Annotated in this window: 20 protein-coding genes and 1 other RNA gene; 3 read left to right on the top strand and 18 right to left on the bottom strand. The window is 58.4% G+C overall.

The features are described 5' to 3' along the window. Nucleotides 1-2: 2 nt before the first annotated feature. The 6 genes from B2589_RS11005 to rsmI form a co-directional block, all read right to left on the bottom strand. On the bottom strand, nucleotides 3-1,739 hold the full coding sequence (locus B2589_RS11005) for a peptidoglycan D,D-transpeptidase FtsI family protein (protein WP_286816603.1): 1,737 nt from the start codon (nucleotides 1,737-1,739) through the stop codon (nucleotides 3-5). A 30-nt stretch (nucleotides 1,740-1,769) separates the two neighbouring features. After that, entirely contained in the window at nucleotides 1,770-2,174 is a 405-nt protein-coding gene (ftsL, locus tag B2589_RS11000; RefSeq protein ID WP_286816602.1) for a cell division protein FtsL, read from the bottom strand. Between the two features lie 26 nt (nucleotides 2,175-2,200). Beyond that, complete coding sequence (gene rsmH / locus B2589_RS10995; RefSeq protein ID WP_286816601.1) at nucleotides 2,201-3,157, bottom strand: 16S rRNA (cytosine(1402)-N(4))-methyltransferase RsmH; 957 nt, start codon at nucleotides 3,155-3,157, stop codon at nucleotides 2,201-2,203. After that, nucleotides 3,154-3,606, bottom strand: a complete 453-nt coding sequence (gene mraZ, locus B2589_RS10990) for a division/cell wall cluster transcriptional repressor MraZ (protein ID WP_058340417.1) — start codon at nucleotides 3,604-3,606, stop codon at nucleotides 3,154-3,156. Before mraZ ends, rsmH begins: the two co-directional genes overlap by 4 nt. 306 nt (nucleotides 3,607-3,912) lie before the next feature. Further along, nucleotides 3,913-4,263, bottom strand: an RNA gene (rnpB, locus tag B2589_RS10985) — RNase P RNA component class A. Nucleotides 4,264-4,423: 160 nt separating this feature from the next. Next, on the bottom strand, nucleotides 4,424-5,296 hold the full coding sequence (rsmI, locus tag B2589_RS10980; protein ID WP_286816600.1) for a 16S rRNA (cytidine(1402)-2'-O)-methyltransferase: 873 nt from the start codon (nucleotides 5,294-5,296) through the stop codon (nucleotides 4,424-4,426). A 144-nt stretch (nucleotides 5,297-5,440) separates the two neighbouring features. Between rsmI and B2589_RS10975 the strand changes: the two genes are divergently transcribed. From B2589_RS10975 to B2589_RS10965, 3 genes are read left to right on the top strand one after another with little or no spacing between them, the layout of a single operon-like run. Beyond that, a complete protein-coding gene (locus B2589_RS10975) occupies nucleotides 5,441-7,294 on the top strand; it encodes a penicillin-binding protein activator (RefSeq protein WP_286816599.1) in 1,854 nt (617 codons plus the stop codon). 11 nt (nucleotides 7,295-7,305) lie between these two features. Then, nucleotides 7,306-7,671: a YraN family protein gene (locus tag B2589_RS10970; protein ID WP_273134031.1), complete on the top strand. Its 366-nt coding sequence runs from the start codon at nucleotides 7,306-7,308 to the stop codon at nucleotides 7,669-7,671. 9 nt (nucleotides 7,672-7,680) lie between these two features. Beyond that, nucleotides 7,681-8,271, top strand: a complete 591-nt coding sequence (locus B2589_RS10965; RefSeq protein WP_286816598.1) for an SIS domain-containing protein — start codon at nucleotides 7,681-7,683, stop codon at nucleotides 8,269-8,271. Nucleotides 8,272-8,329: 58 nt separating this feature from the next. Here B2589_RS10965 and B2589_RS10960 read toward each other — a convergent pair whose 3' ends face one another. The 12 genes from B2589_RS10960 to B2589_RS10905 form a co-directional block, all read right to left on the bottom strand. Continuing rightward, on the bottom strand, nucleotides 8,330-8,734 hold the full coding sequence (locus tag B2589_RS10960) for a ClpXP protease specificity-enhancing factor (RefSeq protein WP_227498303.1): 405 nt from the start codon (nucleotides 8,732-8,734) through the stop codon (nucleotides 8,330-8,332). A 56-nt stretch (nucleotides 8,735-8,790) separates the two neighbouring features. Continuing rightward, the gene (locus tag B2589_RS10955; protein WP_022988669.1) at nucleotides 8,791-9,420 is read right to left on the bottom strand and encodes a glutathione S-transferase N-terminal domain-containing protein; all 630 of its coding nucleotides are present in this window, start codon (nucleotides 9,418-9,420) and stop codon (nucleotides 8,791-8,793) included. A gap of 106 nt (nucleotides 9,421-9,526) precedes the next feature. Further along, nucleotides 9,527-10,282: a cytochrome c1 gene (locus tag B2589_RS10950; protein WP_286816653.1), complete on the bottom strand. Its 756-nt coding sequence runs from the start codon at nucleotides 10,280-10,282 to the stop codon at nucleotides 9,527-9,529. After that, the gene (locus tag B2589_RS10945; protein ID WP_022988667.1) at nucleotides 10,282-11,514 is read right to left on the bottom strand and encodes a cytochrome b; all 1,233 of its coding nucleotides are present in this window, start codon (nucleotides 11,512-11,514) and stop codon (nucleotides 10,282-10,284) included. Before B2589_RS10945 ends, B2589_RS10950 begins: the two co-directional genes overlap by 1 nt. Then, nucleotides 11,514-12,110, bottom strand: a complete 597-nt coding sequence (gene petA, locus B2589_RS10940) for a ubiquinol-cytochrome c reductase iron-sulfur subunit (RefSeq protein WP_286816597.1) — start codon at nucleotides 12,108-12,110, stop codon at nucleotides 11,514-11,516. Before petA ends, B2589_RS10945 begins: the two co-directional genes overlap by 1 nt. A 237-nt stretch (nucleotides 12,111-12,347) precedes the next feature. After that, a complete protein-coding gene (rpsI, locus tag B2589_RS10935) occupies nucleotides 12,348-12,740 on the bottom strand; it encodes a 30S ribosomal protein S9 (protein WP_022988665.1) in 393 nt (130 codons plus the stop codon). 12 nt (nucleotides 12,741-12,752) lie between these two features. Beyond that, entirely contained in the window at nucleotides 12,753-13,181 is a 429-nt protein-coding gene (rplM, locus tag B2589_RS10930; RefSeq protein WP_286816596.1) for a 50S ribosomal protein L13, read from the bottom strand. A gap of 203 nt (nucleotides 13,182-13,384) precedes the next feature. Next, nucleotides 13,385-14,176: a TatD family hydrolase gene (locus B2589_RS10925; RefSeq protein ID WP_286816652.1), complete on the bottom strand. Its 792-nt coding sequence runs from the start codon at nucleotides 14,174-14,176 to the stop codon at nucleotides 13,385-13,387. A gap of 28 nt (nucleotides 14,177-14,204) precedes the next feature. Beyond that, a complete protein-coding gene (gene prfC / locus B2589_RS10920) occupies nucleotides 14,205-15,785 on the bottom strand; it encodes a peptide chain release factor 3 (protein WP_286816595.1) in 1,581 nt (526 codons plus the stop codon). A 61-nt stretch (nucleotides 15,786-15,846) separates the two neighbouring features. After that, on the bottom strand, nucleotides 15,847-16,284 hold the full coding sequence (gene rimI / locus B2589_RS10915; RefSeq protein ID WP_232900904.1) for a ribosomal protein S18-alanine N-acetyltransferase: 438 nt from the start codon (nucleotides 16,282-16,284) through the stop codon (nucleotides 15,847-15,849). A 47-nt stretch (nucleotides 16,285-16,331) separates the two neighbouring features. After that, nucleotides 16,332-17,108: a hypothetical protein gene (locus tag B2589_RS10910; protein WP_058340426.1), complete on the bottom strand. Its 777-nt coding sequence runs from the start codon at nucleotides 17,106-17,108 to the stop codon at nucleotides 16,332-16,334. A 41-nt stretch (nucleotides 17,109-17,149) separates the two neighbouring features. Beyond that, a complete protein-coding gene (locus B2589_RS10905; protein WP_273134026.1) occupies nucleotides 17,150-18,700 on the bottom strand; it encodes a 2-isopropylmalate synthase in 1,551 nt (516 codons plus the stop codon). Between the last annotated feature and the right edge of the window lie 86 nt (nucleotides 18,701-18,786).

The raw sequence follows: 18,786 nt of genomic DNA, 5'->3' as shown, positions 1-18,786 counted from the left end.
CGTTAACCCCTCTCTCCGGATGCCGTCGCCTTGGCGTCGGACACTTCCAGTTCAGGCTTCACATTCAGCAGTCGCAATGCGTCTCCCATAACCCGGGCAAATACCGGGGCGGCAACTTCACCACCGTAGTATTCCCCGGACTGCGGCGCATCAACGGCCACAACGGTTACGATTCGCGGATCATCAATGGGTGCCATGCCGGCAAAAATGGCCTTGTACTGGCTGTCTTCATAGCCCTGGGCACCCACCAGGTGCACCGTGCCGGTTTTGCCACCAGCGGCATACAGGCCAGGCTGGGCCCGGCCACCGGTGCCCTTGGCAACGGCGTTCCTCAACATGTTCCTGACCGCCAGGGTTACCTCTTCGGACAACACGCGGTGGCCCTCTGGCTTCTGGTCCTGCTTCAGCAAACTGACCGGGTAACGAATGCCGCCGTTAGCCAGCACCATATAGGCCTGGGCCAGTTGCAGGGCATTCACGCTCAGCCCGTAGCCGTAGGACAAAGTGGCTTCTTCTACCGGGCGCCATTTCGGACGGGCCGGCAGCACACCGACTGCCTCACCCGGGAAACCGATACCGGTGGCCTGGCCAATGCCCAGGCGCGCATACAGGTTTCTCAGTACATCGCCACCCAGCTCGGTGGCGATCTTGCTGACCCCGACGTTGCTCGATTTCACAATGATGTCGTTCAGGCTCAAAGCGCCGTAATCACGAAAATCCCGGATCGTAAAACGGCCAAAACGCCGGTAGCCCGGCGAAGTATCAATCAGGGTTTCCGGTTTGTACTTGCCGGATTCCAGCGCCGCAGCAACGGTGATGGGTTTCATGGTGGAGCCCGGCTCAAACAGGTCGGTAATGGCCTTGTTACGCAAATTGGCCGGATCCAGCTGGGAACGGTCGTTCGGGTTATAGGAGCCCTGATTCGCCATCGCCAGCACTTCGCCGGTATTCACGTCCAGCATCACCAGGGTGCCGCCCCGGGCCTTATGGGCACCGACCACGGCCTTGAGTTCCCGGTAAGCGAGGTACTGCAGGCGCAGGTCGATGCTCAGCTCCATGTCCTTGCCGGGCCGGGCGTCCCGGATCAGCATGAGATCCTTGATCACCCGACCGCGATTGTCTTTCAGTACGCGCTTGCGGCCTGGCTCACCGGTCAGCCACTGGTTATACGCCAGCTCGATACCTTCCTGGCCGTCTTCGTCAATATTGGTGAAGCCGACAATGTGAGCAGTTACTTCGCCCGCAGGATAGTAACGACGATACTCCTGCCGTGAGTAGATGCCGCCAATGCCCAGCTCTAACGCTTCGCGGGCCATGGCAGGCTGAACCTTACGGCGCAGATAAATGAACTCACGCCCCGCGTAATCACGCAGGCGCTGGCGCAGTGCGCCTTCAGACATGCCGATAACCCTGGCCAGTGCCGCAAGGCCGGGATCTTCGGGATCGGTTTCCGAGGGGTTGGCCCACAGGGTCTGCACCGGCGTACTCACCGCCAGCGGCTCGCCATGGCGATCCGCCACCACACCCCGGTGGGCGTCAATAGACTCCACCCGGATGGTGCGCACATCGCCCTGCTGGCGCAGGAACTCGTTGTCGACCACTTGCAGGTCAACCAGACGCCAGCTGATGCCAGCCATAACCAGCAGGAAAACGCCCAGCACAGTGCCGAAGCGCCAGGCCTTCAGGCCTGTCAGCACCCGCTGTTTCCAGCTTGTCGCCTGCTTTCCCTGACTGGACAAATCAGCCACCCCAAGAGTTTGTTGTTGCTATTATTTGGCTGCAACGGTGGACATCAGCGGCACCAGGACAATGTCCTGACGCTCTGGCACCACCATGTTGAAACGCTGGGCCGCCAGTTTCTCGACCCGACCATGATTGCTCAGTGCGCTCTGCTCCAGCAGCAACTGACTCCATTCCCGCTGGTAGCCGTCGCGCTGCTCCTGTAAACCGGACAAGGTATTGAACAGTTCCCGGTTCTGGTGGGAGCTGATCACTACGCCAATAGCCGAGGCGGTCAGCACCAGCACCAGGGCGAGGGTAATCACCACCTTCGGCTCCCGGGTTACCTCGAATACCTGGCGGGACAGACGCACCGCCGTCGCCATGCCATCGCGCACACGCTCCCGGGCAATCCGGGTTGTCTTTACTGGTTGTTCGATCGCTACCGCACCCATGGCGTCGCGCTCCCTTTCAAATCCGTTTAATTGGCTACCCGTTCCAGAACCCGCATAACTGCACTGCGGGCCCGGACGTTTTCTTCAATTTCCTGCTCATTGGCCTTGCTGGCCTTACCCACCAGGCGAAATCCCGACTGCTCCTGGTCTGAAGTGACCGGGACACCCCGGGGAATTTTCGGCCCCTTGGCCAGGTCTCTCATAAACCGCTTAACCAACCGGTCTTCCAGCGAATGGAAGCTGATGACCACCAACCGGCCGCCCGGTGCCAGCCGGTCTACTGCCGATTTCAGTCCGGTTTCCAGGTCTTCCAGCTCCCGGTTGATGAAAATCCGGATCGCCTGAAAGGTCCGGGTGGCCGGATGCTTGTGCTTTTCTTTCTTGGGCACAGCTTCTGCCACCAGTTCCGCCAGCTGGCGCGTGGTTTCGATCGCCTCTTCCTGACGACGGGCCACAACCAGGCGGGCAATACGACGGGAGAAACGCTCCTCGCCGTAGCGCCAGATCACGTCTGCAATGTCTTTTTCGTCGGCGGTCGCCAGCCACTGGGAGGCGCTGGGTTCCTGCTCCGGGTTCATGCGCATATCCAGCGGACCATTGCGCATAAAGGAAAATCCGCGGCTGGCGTCGTCCAACTGGGGCGACGACACACCCAGGTCCATCAAAACACCATTCACCTGCGCCCACTCTTTGCTGTCCAGTGCCTCATCGAGCTGCGCGAAGGAACCGTGGAACCACGAGAACCGGGCATCATCCGCTGCCAGCTTCTCGGCTACGCGAATTGCCTCGGGATCTTTATCAATACCCATCAACTGGCCGGACTCGCCCAGTTGCCCGAGAATCAAACGGCTGTGGCCACCACGGCCAAAAGTTGCATCCACATAGCAACCGGCCGGATCGTTGACCAGGTAATCCACGGCCTCGTCGAGCAGCACCGAACGGTGTTTGAAGGCTGCTGCGGATTCCTGCTGGTTATCCGTCATAGCGACAATGCCTCCATTTCCGGCGGCATGTCTTCGTCACCGGACGACTCGTCCAGCCAGGCGAACCAGCGCTCTTCACTCCAGAGCTCCAGCTTTTTGCCCTGACCAATCAGCATCAGCTTTTTCTCCAGGTGTGCGTAACTTCTGAGCGTTGGCGGCACCAGAATGCGGCCGGCACTGTCCAGCTCCATGGGCGCCGCATTACCAAGAATCAGGCGCTGGAGCCGTCGGGCGGCTTTATTCATGTTCGGCAGTGCTTCAATTTTGGGGCGCAGCTGCTCCCACTCGGGCTCCGGATACAGCAGCAAACAGCGCTCTTCATCAGCATTGGCAGTCAGCACAATACGGCCACCACAAAGCTGCGCGAGCTCCTCGCGCAGCTTTGTCGGGATCGCCAGGCGTCCCTTCGCGTCCATATTGATGGCATGACTGCCAAGAAAGTTGCTCATTTATGCTGAATCCAAGGGTGCGATATCCACAAAAAACCACCATAAACCACTTTTTCCCACTTCCGCACACTATAGAAACACGCAATACACAATGCAAGCGCCGCAAACGGCACCACATCATGAAAACTCCCTTTAATGACAACGAGTTACGGAGCGAAAAGTTACGAGGATGTTAAAAAGAGGTAAAGAAAAGGAGGAAAAACAAACACCTGCAAATAACTCTGAAGAGCAAACTTCAGGTTTAAGATTTTTTGGCTATAAAGGCCATTTTGTGAGATTGATGAACATCACATTCAGGAAGGGAAAAAAGCGAGCTCGCCGATAAGCCGGGTTCTGTCTTGGACAGTCATTCATCTAGGGCCTGCGTCACCACAGGCCTCAAGCAACCTACCCGAATCCAGCGCGGGCCACGCCAACGGATTCCTATTTGGTCTTGCTCCAGGTGGGGTTTACCATCGCCGTGGACTGTTGCCAGCCACGCGGTGCGCTCTTACCGCACCATTTCACCCTTACCGGCACCCGAAGGCGCTTAGGCGGTTTACTTTCTGTTGCACTTTCCGTCGGCTCGCGCCGCCCAGGCGTTACCTGGCACCTTGCCCTGTGGAGCCCGGACTTTCCTCCCCCGGTAAAACCGGCGGCGACTGTCTGGCGAGCTCGGNNTACTTTCTGTTGCACTTTCCGTCGGCTCGCGCCGCCCAGGCGTTACCTGGCACCTTGCCCTGTGGAGCCCGGACTTTCCTCCCCCGGTAAAACCGGCGGCGACTGTCTGGCGAGCTCGGCGCCGACAATACCTGTGCCGGCACCGCCATGCAAGGCTTTAATCAGGTTTCAGCGCCAGTGCTCGCTGGTAAAGCTCATTCTTGCCCAGCCCGGTCAACTCCGACGCAATCTTCGCCGCCTTCTTTACCGGCAACTCGGCAATCAGCAGCTCCAGCAACTTGTCGGTATCCACCGAAGAGCCAGCATCCTCCGGGCTCGCATCAGCCCCGCGCACCATCACCACAAACTCACCCTTCGCCCCGTGAGGGTCGGCCTGAAGTTCACCCAGCACGGTTTCCGCGCTGCCAGAGTAGAAAGTTTCGAAGGTCTTGGTCAGCTCCCGCCCAAGCACGCACTCCCGGCCGGCACCAAACACCTCAACCATATCCTGCATCAGGTCGGAAATCCGGTGGGGAGATTCATAGAACACCAGCGTGGCCGGCTCCTTTCGCAGCTGTTCCAGCGCTGCCTGGCGCCCGGACCGCTTGGCAGGCAGAAACCCGGCAAACAGGAACCGGTCTGTCGGCAAACCGGCGGCCGACAAGCCGGCAATCAGGGCGCAAGGTCCCGGAACGGGCGTTACACGGTAGCCGGCGGCGCGAGCTTCCCGAACCACCACATAGCCGGGGTCGGAAATCAGCGGCGTCCCGGCATCGGAAATCAATGCTACTTTCTGGCCCTGCCCCAGTACCTCGAGCACCCTCTCCACGCGGCCACGCTCATTGTGATCATGCAGCGCCATCATTGGCCTGCTGATACCCAGGTGCTGAAGCAATCGCCCACTGTGCCGGGTGTCCTCGGCCGCCACCAGGTCCGCACTTGCCAGCACCTGCCGGGCCCGCTCAGAGAGATCATCAAGGTTACCGATAGGCGTAGCGACAATAGAAAGCACGCCACCGGAATGATCGGTCGAACGCTCTGAACTGGACATAGAAAACTCCGTTAAAAGGGCAACAACTGCCGGGACACCGGCCCGATGACAGTCACGTCATGTGAATTATGCCGGGAGCTGGTAAACTTGCCACCGAAACAGCGGCATCACAAGCCCATTAATCCGGAGACGACCGAGCCTGCCATGATCAGACACTGCAGCCACAAACCGGCTTTCGCCCTGCTAGCCCTCATTCTGCTACTGACCGGCGGTTGCGCCACCGTCAATCTCGACAGCCACATTGCCGAATCCCCGGAACAGGCGCTTGCCATGGCGAGCGATGAAAGCAACCAGATGGTTGCCCAGCGCTACCTGCTGAGAATTGCCAGCCGCTACCAGAACAGCGGCAACCATGAAGACGCCCGCCTTCTGCTACGCAGTGAACAGATGGCCAATCCGGTTCCGGATCTGGAAAACCAATACCGGCTGCAGGCCATGGCCAGCGCCCTGGAACTGAAAGATACCGACTGGGCCACCGAACTGACTGCCAACAGCAAGGCCGATGACTTCCTGGGTTATCCGAACGAAACCATGGCCCGCGCCGCTACGCTTCAGGCCCGCACCCAGGCCCTCGCCGGCGAGCCTCTGCCGGCGGCACTGACACTGATCCTGCTGGCCCAGACCGACAGCAGCTCTGCCCCGCAACAGCTGCATAACGAAATCTGGAACTACCTGAAAAATGCCTCCCCGGACCAGCTCGGACAGGCCGCAGATAACGCCATGGGCTTTGAAATCGAAGGCTGGCTGGAACTTGCCAACACCCTGCAAGACCCGGACATTGACCTGGATACCCAGGGGCGCCTGATCCGCCAGTGGCAGAATAACTGGCCCGGCCACCCGGCCGCGCAGATGCTTCCGGAAAAACTGGCCCTGCTGGCTGATCTGGCAACATCGCGCCCTGAACACCTGGTACTGGCACTGCCGCTGGACGGGCAACTGGCCGCAGCCGGCAAAGCCATCCGTGATGGCTTCCTGGCCGCCTACTACAGCGACGACAGCACCGACCGCAGCAAGACCGATATCCGCATTGTGGATACCAGCGCCGGCTCTTTCCGGGAACTCTATCAGGAGCTTTCCGAAACCAACGCAGACCTGATCGTCGGCCCCCTGGAAAAGGAAGGGCTGGCCGAGCTTTCCAGCATGAATACCCTGCCGGTTCCGGTACTGGGTCTGAACTACCTGCCCGCCGACAGCCGCAAACCCACGGGCCTTTACCAGTTTGGCCTGTCCGCAGAAGACGAAGCGCGCCAGATTGCAGGCAAACTCGCCGAAGACAACGTCCGCCAGGTACTCGTACTGATCCCCCATGGTGAATGGGGCGACCGGGTAGAAGCGGCCCTAAGAACCCGGGCACAGACCCACGGACTTCGCGCCCTGAATATCGAACGCTTTTTCCCGGAAGACAACTTCAGACAGGTCACCGCCGACCTGCTGGGCATTACCACCTCGCGCAATCGGGCCATTGCGGTAGAGCGCACCATTGGCCTGAACGTCGAATTTGAGCCACGGCGCCGGCAAGACGCCCAGGGCATCGTACTGGTCGCCACACCGACCATTGCCCGCCAGTTCAACCCCCTGTTTGCCTTCTACTATGGCGGCGACCTGCCGGTCTACGCTCCGTCCATCATCTACGGCGGTGAGCCGGACCCGGGCAAGGATCGCGACATTAACAATGTGAACTTTACCGACATCCCCTGGGTCCTGGCGGAAGATAACCCGCTTCGGGAACAGGCACAGCAATACCTGAGTGGCACCCGCGGCCAGCTGGGCCGCCTGTTCGCCATGGGGGCCGATGCCTGGCAACTGAGCAAGCGACTGCCCCTGTTGCAGCAAGTCAGCGACGCCACTATTGACGGCCAGACCGGCGAGCTGAGCATGACCCCGGACGGTGCCATCCACCGCAAACAGCTCTGGGCACAGATCCGTAACGGCCAGCCGGAACTCCTGGAAACACCCGAACAAGAACCGCCGGGCATCGAAGGCGAAACCTCCAACTAAACAGGATGGCCATGGAAGGCTCAAGACAACGCGGAAATCACTATGAAGGCGTGGCCGCCCGCTACCTGATGAGTCGCGGCGTACGCATCCTCGAGCGCAACGTCTACAACCGTGGTGGCGAGATTGACCTGATCGGCATGGATGACGGCGTGCTGGTATTTTTCGAAGTCCGCTTTCGCAAAACCGACAGCCTGGTCGACCCGGTAAGCTCCATCACCTGGCAAAAGCAGAAACGACTCGTTAAAGCCGCCGCTTTTTACCTGCACCGCCAGGGCCTCTGGGACAGCCCCACCCGCATCGACGTGGTTGGCATATCACCGGGTTCCGCCAGCAAATACCGGGTACAATGGATCCGAAACGCAATTCAGGCAGATTGATTCAACAGCATGAACGATACCGAACAGAAGATTAACCAGTGGTTTGCCAGCCACATGGAGCAGACGGCCCAGGCCGCCAGCCAGGTTGCCCCGGCCATCGAACAGGTGGCGGACGCCTTTGTGAACACCCTGTTGCAGGATGGCAAGATTGTCGCCTGCGCCAACGGCAACGCCAACGTGGTGGCCCAGTATTTCTGCACCGCACTGCTATCACGCTTCGACCAGGAACGTCCGGCCCTCCCCGCGATCAACCTGGGGGCGGATGCGACTACCTACTCTGCCATCTGCAGGGATAACCGGTTCAACGACACCTTCTCAAGGCAGGTAAGAGCCGTCGGCAAACCCGGAGACCTGCTGTTTGTGGTGGTCGACGACGGTCATAAAGCCAACCTGATCCAGGCCATCCAGGCGGCCCATGACCGGGAAATGAGCGTGGTTGTACTCAGCGCCCGGGAAAAATCCGATATTTCCTCCCTGATGCACCCGGAAGACCATGAAATCGCCTTGAACGACCTGGCGCCCCATGAAGCCATGCCCCTGCTCCTGGTGATCATCAACGCCCTGTGCGACCTGATCGACCATAAGCTTTTCGGCGGCTAAGAAAAAAGCCGGATGTCTCCATCCGGCTTTTCGCATCATTGCACAACCATCTTCAGGCTTACTTGACCACCTTCAGTGTAGGCCGGCCACTCGGACGCTCATCTGCCCGCCTGGACTGGCCCGCATCATCGTTACCCTCAGGATCAGGAGAGCCGGGTTCGCTGCCGAACACCATTCCCTCACCGTTTTCCTTGGCATAGATGGCCATAACCGCCTGCAGCGGAATAAACACCTGCATGGGTACACCGCCAAAGCGGGCGCTGAACTCCAGCGCGCCGTTTCCGATCACCAGGCCCCGAACTGCACCGGGGCTGATGTTCAGAACGATCTGGCCGTTAGCCACATGCTCGGTGGGCACCTGAACACCCTGCACACCCGCATCAACCACAATGTAGGGCGTGCAGTCGTTATCCAGAATCCACTCATTCAACGACCGGACCAGATAAGGCCGGCTGGATGTCATGGCAATACTCATATCCGACACTCAACCACTCCTGCCCCGGCTCCGGGGGCTGATAATCAGCTGCGAATATCTTCTTCCAGGTCAGAAAGGCTGGCCTTGAATCCTTCCCGGGCGAAGATGCTGTCCATGTATTTCTGAAGAGGCTTGGCCTGCTTCTCATTCATTTCGATGCCCAGCGCCGGCAGGCGCCAAAGGATCGGAGCGATACAGCAATCCACGATAGTGAACTCTTCAGACAGGAAGAACGGCATCTCGGCGAATAGCGGGCCGGTAGCCAGCAGGCTTTCTTTCAGCTCTTTACGGGCTGCATCAGCCGCCTTGCCAGTGGGCTGCGCCAGGATCTGATCCACCAGCCTGCACCAGTCTTTCTGGATGCGGTGAATCATCAGCCGGCTGTTAGCCCGGGCAACCGGATACACAGGAAGCAGCGGCGGATGCGGGAAACGCTCGTCCAGGTATTCCATCATGATATTCGGCTCGTACAGAACCAGGTCACGATCCACCAGGGTCGGCAAGGCGTTGTACGGATTCAGGTCTGCCAGCTCAGCCGGCGGGTTATCCGGATCCACATCCACAATGTCAACGGTAACACCCTTCTCGGCCAGGACAATACGCACACGATGGCTGTAATGACTGGCTGGATCCGAAAAGAATGTCATTGATGACCGCTTGGTCACAACGCCCATATAGCTACCTCACGATTCTACAAACCGAAACAATCCAGAAAACGCAAAAACCAGCGGACCCGACTGGGCCCGCTGGAATTCAGGATCCGGGATTATACCCTAAATCTTAATGTACGTCTTTCCAGTACTCGCGGTTAAGCAGGTACGCGAAGATGAAGAAGATCACCACAAAGATCAGGACAAAAATCCCCAACCGCTCGCGCTCTACTTTTACCGGGTCACCCATGTAAGACATGAAGTTGGTCAGGTCCCACATAGCCTGGTCGAACTCAGCACCGGACATGCTGCCTTCGATGGCGTACTCGGGGCAGACATCACCGTTGTTGATGTTGCCACTGAGCGGCTCTACCGACGCGTCTACACCGATGTTCGGCTTGACCGCACACAGACCCTGCAGGCCAACCATTACGTGGGGCATGCCCACCAGGTCGAACACAGCGTTGTTCACGCCCAACGGACGGGACTCGTCCTTGTAGAAGCCACGCAGGTAGGAATATACCCAGGACTCGCCACGCACACGGGTTTCCAGCGTCAGGTCGGGTGGCGGAGCACCGAACCAGTCAGCAGCCATGTCCTTGTTCATGGAGTTCTTCATCAGTTCACCGATCTTGGCACCGGTGAAAATCAGGTTCTCCTCGAACAACTGGGCAGGGATCTCCAGGTCATCCGACACGCGCTTGTAGCGGGCGTATTCCATGGAGTGGCAACCCATGCAGTAGTTGGTGAACAGTGCCGCACCACGCTGCAGGGATTCCTTGTTGGTATGATCCGGCTCCATCGGGTCAAGAGGAACCGCGACACCAGCTGCCAGGCCGATGGCCGGCAGGATGGCGAAAACGAGACCAAAAATAAGCTTTCTCATCATCCTGTCACCCTTTCTGGAACTGGCTTGGTTTTCTCCATGCGTGTGTAGAACGGCATGAGGATAAAGTACAGGAAGTACAGGGCGGTCAGAATCTGCGCAGCCGTAGTACGACCTTCCGTTGCCGGAACAATACCCAGGTAGCCAAGGATGATGAAGCTCACCGCAAAGATGGCCAGTGCGATCTTGCTCAACCAGCCCTTGTAGCGAATAGAGCGAACCGGGCTTCTGTCGAGCCATGGCAGCACGAACAGGATAGCGATGGCCGCACCCATTACCACAACACCCCAGAACTTCGCATCCAGGCCGAACAGGTCAACCGTGACCGCACGCAGCATGGCGTAGAACGGTGTGAAGTACCATACCGGCGCAATGTGCGCAGGCGTCTTCAGGTTGTTAGCCGGCTCGAAGTTCGGCTTCTCGAGGAACAGGCCGCCCATTTCCGGGAAGAAGAACACAACAATGAAGAAGATGAAGAAGAATACCGCCACACCCAGCAGGTCATGCACGGTGTAGTACGGGTGGAACGGGATACCGTCTTTCGGAATACCGTTTTCGTCCTTGTTCTTCTTGATCTCGATACCGTCAGGGTTGTTGGAGCCAACTTCGTGCAGCGCCAGGATGTGCAGGACAACCAGGCCCAGCAGGACGATCGGCAGGGCAACCACGTGCAGTGCGAAGAAGCGGTTCAGGGTAATACCGGAGATCAGGTAGTCACCACGAATCCACAGAGACAGGTCTTCACCGATAACCGGGATGGCACCAAACAGGTTAACGATAACCTGGGCACCCCAGTAGGACATCTGACCCCAGGGCAGCAGGTAGCCCATGAACGCTTCGGCCATCAGCACCAGGTAGATCAGCATACCGAAGATCCAGATCAGCTCGCGCGGCTTCTGGTACGAGCCGTACATCAGACCCCGGAACATATGCAGGTAGACCACCACGAAGAACGCAGAGGCACCGGTTGAGTGCAGGTAGCGCAACAGCCAGCCCCACTCCACATCACGCATGATGTATTCAACGGAAGCGAAGGCGCCTTCCGCAGACGGGTTGTAGCTCATGGTCAGCCAGATACCGGTAACCAGCTGGTTAACCAGTACGAGCATGGCCAGCGAACCGAAGAAGTACCACATGTTGAAGTTCTTCGGCGCATAGTACTTCGCCAGGTGTTTGTTCCAGGCGTCAACAACCGGCAGACGCTCATCTACCCAATTCAGAAGTTTCTGCATCACGCTGCCTCCGGATCAAGACCAACGGTCATGGTCGTGTCGCTGTCATACCGGTAAGGCGGAACCTCCAGGTTCAGAGGAGCCGGCTGCCCGGAGAATACCCGGCCCGACAAATCGAACTTGGAACCGTGACACGGACAGAACAGGCCGCCCAGCCACTCGTCGCCCAGATCCGCCGGAGCCACTTCCGGACGGTAGGTCGGCACACAGCCCAGGTGAGTACAGATTCCCACAAGCACAATAAACTCCGGCTTCAGGGAGCGCGTAGACCCACTGATATACTCCGGCTGCTGGCTGGTTGCTGTAGACTCGGGATCTTTCAATCGTGGACTGAGTTTCTCGATATTCTCGAGCATCTCAGGGGTACGCCGGATAATCCACACCGGCTTTCCGCGCCACTCCACGGTGATCTGCTGGCCTGGATCAATCTTGTCGATGTTGACGGTTACCGGTGCACCCGCTGCTTCCGCTTTCGCACTGGGATTCCAGGACGCTACGAAAGGAACGGCTGCACCGACGACGCCGACACCACCTACCACAGACGTGGCACCGATCAGAAATCGGCGCCGGCCTTGGCTCACGTCGCCATTACTCATTATGGTTTTCTCCCATCAGGCGAGGCACAGATGCGGAAAACCCGACTCTGCGCTTCGAAAAGGACTTCACAACCCGAAAATGTAAGCGCTGAAATGGTAATGAAATTAACCACCGCTTACAAGCCGGAATGGCGGCTGGCCTGCCTTATCCCTGCGCCAGATCAAAAATATTTGCGCCAGACAGACATAAAAAAACCCGGCCAAAAGACCGGGTTTTCCATCGGCAGGAACTGCCAATTAACGCTTGGAGTACTGCGGACGCTTACGCGCTTTACGCAGACCCACTTTCTTACGCTCAACCTTACGTGCATCACGGGTTACATAACCCGCTTTGCGCAGGGACGGGCGCAGAGTTTCGTCGTATTCCATCAGGGCGCGGGTCAGGCCGTGGCGAATTGCGCCGGCCTGACCACTGATACCACCACCCTTAACAGTGATAGTGATATCGAAACGATCTTCAGACTCGGCAACCACCAGCGGCTGACGAACGATCATCCGAAGAGTTTCACGACCGAAGAAATCTTCGATGGTGCGACCGTTGATAGAGATGTTACCGCTACCCGGCTTGATAAAGACGCGAGCCGTGGATGATTTGCGGCGACCAGTACCGTAATTTTGTGCTACAGACATATTCGCCTTCCGTTAGATGTCGAGTTCTTTGGGCTGCTGGGCGGCATGAGCATGCTCAGCGCCTGCGTACACTTTCAGCTTCTTGAACATGGCACGGCCGAGCGGGCCTTTCGGAAGCATGCCTTTTACGGCCTTCTGAATGATTTGCTCGGGAGCCTTGTCAACCAGCTTCTCGAAGTTGATGGATTTGATTCCACCCGGAAAGCCGGTATGGCTGTAATACATCTTTGCTGATGCCTTTTTGCCGGTAACCTTCACCTGGCTGGCATTGATAACAATGATGTAGTCGCCAGTGTCCACGTGAGGGGTATACTCAGGCTTATGCTTGCCCCGCAGACGAAGGGCGATTTCGGTTGACAGACGACCCAGCGTCTTGCCGGCTGCGTCTACAACGTACCAGTCACGTGTTACTGTTTCTGGTTTCGCACTCAGAGTCTTCATTGATTCCGCCTTGAACGCTATATAAGAAACGTTAAAAACCACCACCGGTAAATGCAAGGCATCCGGAGGAGGTTCATACCTGTATGTTGACGTTGACACCATTCGGGGCTGAGATAGTGACATCGCCTTGAAAAGCCAGGGCGCGAAGTATACTCGAACCCACCAGGAATGCCAACCCTGCCCATCTGTGTTTCGTTAAACCCCTATCCCGATGGAGCAAGGACGCTTTCCGAACGCCCGTAAAGGCGACTCACATTCGCCAGCAACACTTCCGCCAGGGCCTCCGCATCCTGCCCCCGCAACCGGGCCAGGCAATCCAGTATCGCCGGTAAGCAAGCCGGGCTATTCATTCCTTTCTCAACGCCGGCCGGCGCCATATCCGGCGCGTCGGTTTCCAGCACCAGGGCTTCTGCCGGCAGCCGGCCTATGGCATCCCGGGTTTTCCGGGCCCGGTCGTGGGTAATCACACCCCCGACGCCGATATAACACCCCAGGTCCACCAACTTACTGGCCTGCTGGTAACTGCCAGAGAAACCGTGCACCAGCGCCCTGCCCTGCCATCGCTCAGCCCGCAGGGCAGCATGGACCTGGTCGTGGGCCTTCACCGAGTGGATCACCAGGGGATAATCGTGCCGGGTGGCCAGCTGTATCTGGGCGCGAAACCAGGGCAGCTGTTCTTCAAAGCTACCCTTCAGGCCATCCAGCCCACATTCACCCACGCCAATACAGCCATCGGGGTAACTGCCCAACCGTTGCCCGAGCAGCTCGAGGTCCGCCGCTGTGTGTTCTTCCACAAACCACGGATGAATACCCAGGCAATACCAGATCCCGCGCGCCGGGTTCGCCAGTGCCTGGACACGATCCCAATCGGCCCTGCGCACCCCCGGCACCACCAGGGCCCTGACCCCGCCCTTTGCGGCTGCGGCCAGCTCCTGCTCCCGAACCCCGTCGAAACGCGGAAAGTCGAAATGGCAATGGGCATCTACCAGCCTCATGGTCACCTCAGCTTCGGGAGCGATTGGCTCAATGCTCCCGGGTTTTGTGGAATTCGACGTCCGGGTACCGCTCCTGGGCCAGGTTCAGGTTCACCATGGTCGGCGCGATATAGGAAAGGCGGTCGGCGCCGTCCAGGGCCACGTTGTCCTGGTTCTTGCGCTGGAACTCGTCCAGTTTGCGGTCGTCAGAGCAGGTCACCCACCGGGCTGTCGCCACGTTAATCGGTTCGTAAATAGCCTCAACCTTGTACTCGCTCTTCAGGCGGGCCACCACCACATCAAACTGCAGCACACCAACGGCCCCAACGATCAGGTCGTTGTTACGCATCGGCCGGAACACCTGCACGGCACCCTCTTCCGACAGCTGGATCAAGCCTTTCTGCAGCTGCTTGGCCTTGAGCGGATCCTTCAGGCGAATCCGACGGAACAACTCCGGCGCAAAGTTCGGAATGCCGGTAAACTTCATGTCTTCGCCGGCGGTGAAGGTATCACCCAGCTGGATAGTGCCGTGGTTGTGCAGGCCGATGATATCGCCGGCAAAGGCTTCTTCGGCATGCTCCCGGTCGCCGGCCATAAACGTCAGCGCATCGGAGAACCTTACCTCCTTACCGATGCGCACATGGCGGGCTTTCATACCCTGATTGTAGCTGCCGGAAACGATCCGAACGAAGGCAATGCGATCGCGATGCTGCGGGTCCATGTTGGCCTGAATCTTGAACACGAAGCCGGAGAAACCGTCTTCCGTGGGCTGAACCACTCTCTGATCGGTCTCACGGGGTTGCGGGGTCGGTGCCCACTCCACCAGGCCGTCCAGCATGTGGTCCACACCAAAGTTACCCAGCGCCGTACCGAAAAAGACCGGGGTCAGTTCACCGGCCAGGAATGCCTCCTGGTCGAACTCGTGGGAAGCACCTTTCACCAGTTCGATCTCGTCCCGCAGGTCACTGGCATAGCTTCCGATAGCCTCATCCAGCTCCGGACTATCCAACCCTTTGATAATGCGCTTTTCCTGAATCGTGTGACCCTGGCCAGACTGGTACAGAATCACCTCGTCACGCAGCAGGTGGTAAACGCCCTTAAAGCCTTTGCCCATGCCGATCGGCCAGGTGATCGGCGCGCAGGCGATTTTCAGAACGTCTTCCACCTCGTCCATCAGCTCGATCGGATCCCGGGTATCCCGGTCCAGCTTGTTCATGAACGTGAGGATAGGCGTATCACGCAGCCGGGTAACTTCCATCAGCTTGATGGTCCGTTCCTCTACGCCCTTGGCACTGTCGATAACCATCAGGCAGGAGTCTACGGCGGTCAGCGTCCGGTAAGTGTCCTCAGAAAAGTCTTCGTGGCCCGGGGTGTCCAGCAGGTTCACCAGCTTGCCACCGTAGGGAAACTGCATCACCGAGGTGGTTACCGAGATGCCCCGCTCCTTCTCCATCTCCATCCAGTCAGACTTGGCATGCTGGCCGGATTTTTTACCCTTTACGGTACCTGCTTTCTGGAGAGCCTGGCCGAACAGCAGGACTTTCTCGGTAATGGTGGTTTTACCGGCGTCCGGGTGCGAGATAATCGCGAAGGTGCGGCGCTTGGCCACTTCCTGGGAAAGGTTAGACATAGAAATCGGAAACCTGAATGGTATGGTTGAAAAACGAGCTATTATACGGGCCAGAGGGGGCTCAGGTGAACCGTAAAGCCATGACTCGGGCATCTTCACGGCCGGGACCGTCGGGATAGTAGCCTCGCCGACGGCCTATTTCCCTGAAACCTTCACCGGCATAGAGTTCTATCGCCGCCCGGTTGCTGTCCCGCACTTCTAGGATCATGCAGACCATGCCGTCTTTGACGGATTCTGCCAGCGCGTGCTGCAGTAACTGGCGCCCGGCGCCCTGACCGCGCAATTGCGGATGAACACAAATATTCAGCAAATGGGCTTCATCGAACAGGTAGTTGATCACGGCAAACCCCAGAACCCGGTGATCCTGCTCCAGGGCCCAGAGCCGGTAGCCGTCTTTGAAGCAGTCCCGGAAAATACCTTCTGACCACGGGTGCGAATGCCCGAGGCGCTCCAGCTCCATCACCTGTGCCATGTCTTCTGACGCCAGTGTTCTTATCACTGCGCTGTCAGGGCGAAGAAGGACTGATGGTTTACCCACGGCAGTGCTCAGGCTTTCAGGGGCTTGATCAGGTGCCACAACTTGCGCTTGCGCTCCGGATCGGTGGCAAGGGTGGCCAGGGACGTCTCGAAAACAACCTCCGGCTCCCGCCCCAGCGCCTGGCTATACCAGTCGCCCACTTTCCCCAGGACAACAACCTTCTGCCCGGACAGGCCTCCGAACAGCGCTTCAAGGGCCACAGCAAGGTGTTCAGCGCCATTGAGGCTCACCTTGAGGTTATTGAACAAGGGCCAGTGCAAGGAATCAGAAGCCTTGCAGGCATCCTCGCCAAGGCTGCGAAGAATATTTCGGGCGAGGGTTTCCTGCAGCGCCAGACTGGAGTCTTCAGACAATTCGGCAATCAGGGTAACCCGCCGTCCGGTCCAGGCCTTCAGATTAAGCCGTGGCACATCCTCAGCGACCGTGACCGGCTCTGCTGGCACAGGTTCAGGCTCAATAGCCTCTACCCCGGGGGCTGGCGCCTCAGCCGGGCTGACAGGCGACTCTGCGCCCACGCTCGCCGGGGCCTTCGCTGACGGCTCCATCAAGCTTTGCAGGCGGGCAATCTTGTCCCGGTTACGGGAAGCCTGCTCCGGGTCTGCACGTCGTGCACGCGGAGCAGCCGGAATAACCGGGACTTCAGGCACAGCAACCGCTTCCGGCTCCTGCACCCCGAAATCGTAATCGGGACTTGGCGCAGCACCGGGAAGGGGATCGCGGGCATACCACATGCGTATGCCCGACATGCCCAGATAGAACTGGCGCTCGGCTTCGGTCTGAATCACATCAGTCTCCGATGGACCTGAATAGCGCACTCATACCCGATTCAGACATCCGCCACCTGGGGATGCTGCCGGATACCGCCTGCGGCAATGAGGTTCAGGGCTTCGATGTAGGCCTTGGCAGAGGCGATAATGATATCGGTATCGGAACCCACACCATTAACGATTCGACCACCCCGCTCAAGGCGCACGGTGACCTCCCCCTGGGCATCGGTACCGCTGGTAATGTTGTTGACCGAATACAGCTGCAGGTTACAGCCAGAATCCACCAGGGACTCGATCGCCTTGAAGGTGGCATCCACGGGGCCGCTACCTTCCGCCTCGACCGTGTGTTCATCGCCATCTACGGTAAGGGTAAGCTTTGCCTTGGGCACTACGCCGGTCTCGGAGCAAACCTGCATGCATACCAGTCCGTAGCGACCGATCTCTTCTTTCTGCTTGGTGTCGCTGGCAATTGCCTGAAGATCTTCATCGAAGATTTCGTGCTTGAGGTCGGCCAGCGCCTTGAACCGGGTGAACGCTTCGTTCAGTTCGGTTTCGGTCTCGAACTGGATACCCAGCTCAAGCAAGCGGGTACGGAAAGCATTACGGCCCGAATGCTTACCCAGCACCAGGCTGTTGGTGTGCCAGCCTACGTCCTGGGCACGCATGATCTCGTAGGTCTCGCGATGCTTGAGCACGCCGTCCTGGTGAATACCGGACTCATGGGCAAAGGCATTCGCACCCACAATTGCCTTGTTCGGCTGAACCGGGAAACCGGTAATGGTGGATACCAGGCGAGACGCCGGGACAATGTGCTGGGTATCGATCCGAGTGTCGATATGGAACAGATCCTGCCGGGTACGTACCGCCATCACGATTTCTTCCAGCGAGGCGTTACCGGCACGCTCGCCCAGACCGTTGATGGTGCACTCAACCTGGCGTGCACCGCTACTGACCGCTGCCAGGGAGTTGGCTACGGCAAGCCCCAGGTCGTTATGGCAGTGCACCGAGAAAATAGCTTTATCGGCGTTAGGGATACGATTGAGCAACTGGCGAATGGTTTCACCAAACTGTTCCGGAATGGCATAGCCAACGGTGTCCGGAATGTTGATGGTGGTTGCACCGGCATCGATGGCCGCTTCAATAATACGACACAGGAAGTCCAGCTCGGAACGCCCGGCGTCCTCGCAGGAGAACTCCACATCATCTACATGGCTACGGGCACGCTTTACTGCCCGTACCGCCTGCTCTACCACTTCGTCTGGCTGCATTTGCAGCTTGTGCTGCATGTGGATAGGCGAGGTTGCAATAAAGGTATGGATACGGCCACTGGCTGCGGGCCGGATAGCCTCTGCTGCCCGATCAATGTCTTTATCGAGGGCACGGGCAAGGCTGCAAACGGTGGAATCCTTGATGGTCTCAGCAATGGCCTTCACCGCCTCGAAGTCACCCTGGCTGGCAATCGCGAAACCCGCTTCGATCACATCCACCCGGAGCTTTTCCAGCACCTTGGCAATACGAAGCTTTTCGTTCTTGTTCATGGTGGCGCCGGGGCTTTGCTCGCCATCCCGGAGAGTGGTATCGAAAATGACCAGATGATCGCTTGCCGCCATCGAAGGGCTCCCGTCAGAAACTTGGATGTGGTTGATGGGAGGCAGTATATCACTTCTCCCGGGCCTGAAATGAAAAAACCCCCGGC

Source organism: Marinobacter sp. UBA3607 (genome assembly GCF_002375525.1).
Classification (GTDB): Bacteria; Pseudomonadota; Gammaproteobacteria; order Pseudomonadales; family Oleiphilaceae; genus Marinobacter; species Marinobacter vinifirmus.
Note: the sequence above shows the minus strand (reverse complement) of the source record. Positions and strands in the feature narration are given on the sequence as shown.

What these genes read in the sequence shown, in the direction of transcription:
- ftsL (WP_286816602.1), bottom strand. Translation starts at nt 2,174, where the DNA reads ATGGGTGCGGTAGCGATCGAACAACCAGTAAAGACAACCCGGATTGCC.
- rsmH (WP_286816601.1), bottom strand. Translation starts at nt 3,157, where the DNA reads ATGACGGATAACCAGCAGGAATCCGCAGCAGCCTTCAAACACCGTTCG.
- mraZ (WP_058340417.1), bottom strand. Translation starts at nt 3,606, where the DNA reads ATGAGCAACTTTCTTGGCAGTCATGCCATCAATATGGACGCGAAGGGA.
- rsmI (WP_286816600.1), bottom strand. Translation starts at nt 5,296, where the DNA reads ATGTCCAGTTCAGAGCGTTCGACCGATCATTCCGGTGGCGTGCTTTCT.
- B2589_RS10975 (WP_286816599.1), top strand. Translation starts at nt 5,441, where the DNA reads ATGATCAGACACTGCAGCCACAAACCGGCTTTCGCCCTGCTAGCCCTC.
- B2589_RS10970 (WP_273134031.1), top strand. Translation starts at nt 7,306, where the DNA reads ATGGAAGGCTCAAGACAACGCGGAAATCACTATGAAGGCGTGGCCGCC.
- B2589_RS10965 (WP_286816598.1), top strand. Translation starts at nt 7,681, where the DNA reads ATGAACGATACCGAACAGAAGATTAACCAGTGGTTTGCCAGCCACATG.
- B2589_RS10960 (WP_227498303.1), bottom strand. Translation starts at nt 8,734, where the DNA reads ATGACATCCAGCCGGCCTTATCTGGTCCGGTCGTTGAATGAGTGGATT.
- B2589_RS10955 (WP_022988669.1), bottom strand. Translation starts at nt 9,420, where the DNA reads ATGGGCGTTGTGACCAAGCGGTCATCAATGACATTCTTTTCGGATCCA.
- B2589_RS10950 (WP_286816653.1), bottom strand. Translation starts at nt 10,282, where the DNA reads ATGAGAAAGCTTATTTTTGGTCTCGTTTTCGCCATCCTGCCGGCCATC.
- B2589_RS10945 (WP_022988667.1), bottom strand. Translation starts at nt 11,514, where the DNA reads ATGCAGAAACTTCTGAATTGGGTAGATGAGCGTCTGCCGGTTGTTGAC.
- petA (WP_286816597.1), bottom strand. Translation starts at nt 12,110, where the DNA reads ATGAGTAATGGCGACGTGAGCCAAGGCCGGCGCCGATTTCTGATCGGT.
- rpsI (WP_022988665.1), bottom strand. Translation starts at nt 12,740, where the DNA reads ATGTCTGTAGCACAAAATTACGGTACTGGTCGCCGCAAATCATCCACG.
- rplM (WP_286816596.1), bottom strand. Translation starts at nt 13,181, where the DNA reads ATGAAGACTCTGAGTGCGAAACCAGAAACAGTAACACGTGACTGGTAC.
- B2589_RS10925 (WP_286816652.1), bottom strand. Translation starts at nt 14,176, where the DNA reads ATGAGGCTGGTAGATGCCCATTGCCATTTCGACTTTCCGCGTTTCGAC.
- prfC (WP_286816595.1), bottom strand. Translation starts at nt 15,785, where the DNA reads ATGTCTAACCTTTCCCAGGAAGTGGCCAAGCGCCGCACCTTCGCGATT.
- B2589_RS10905 (WP_273134026.1), bottom strand. Translation starts at nt 18,700, where the DNA reads ATGGCGGCAAGCGATCATCTGGTCATTTTCGATACCACTCTCCGGGAT.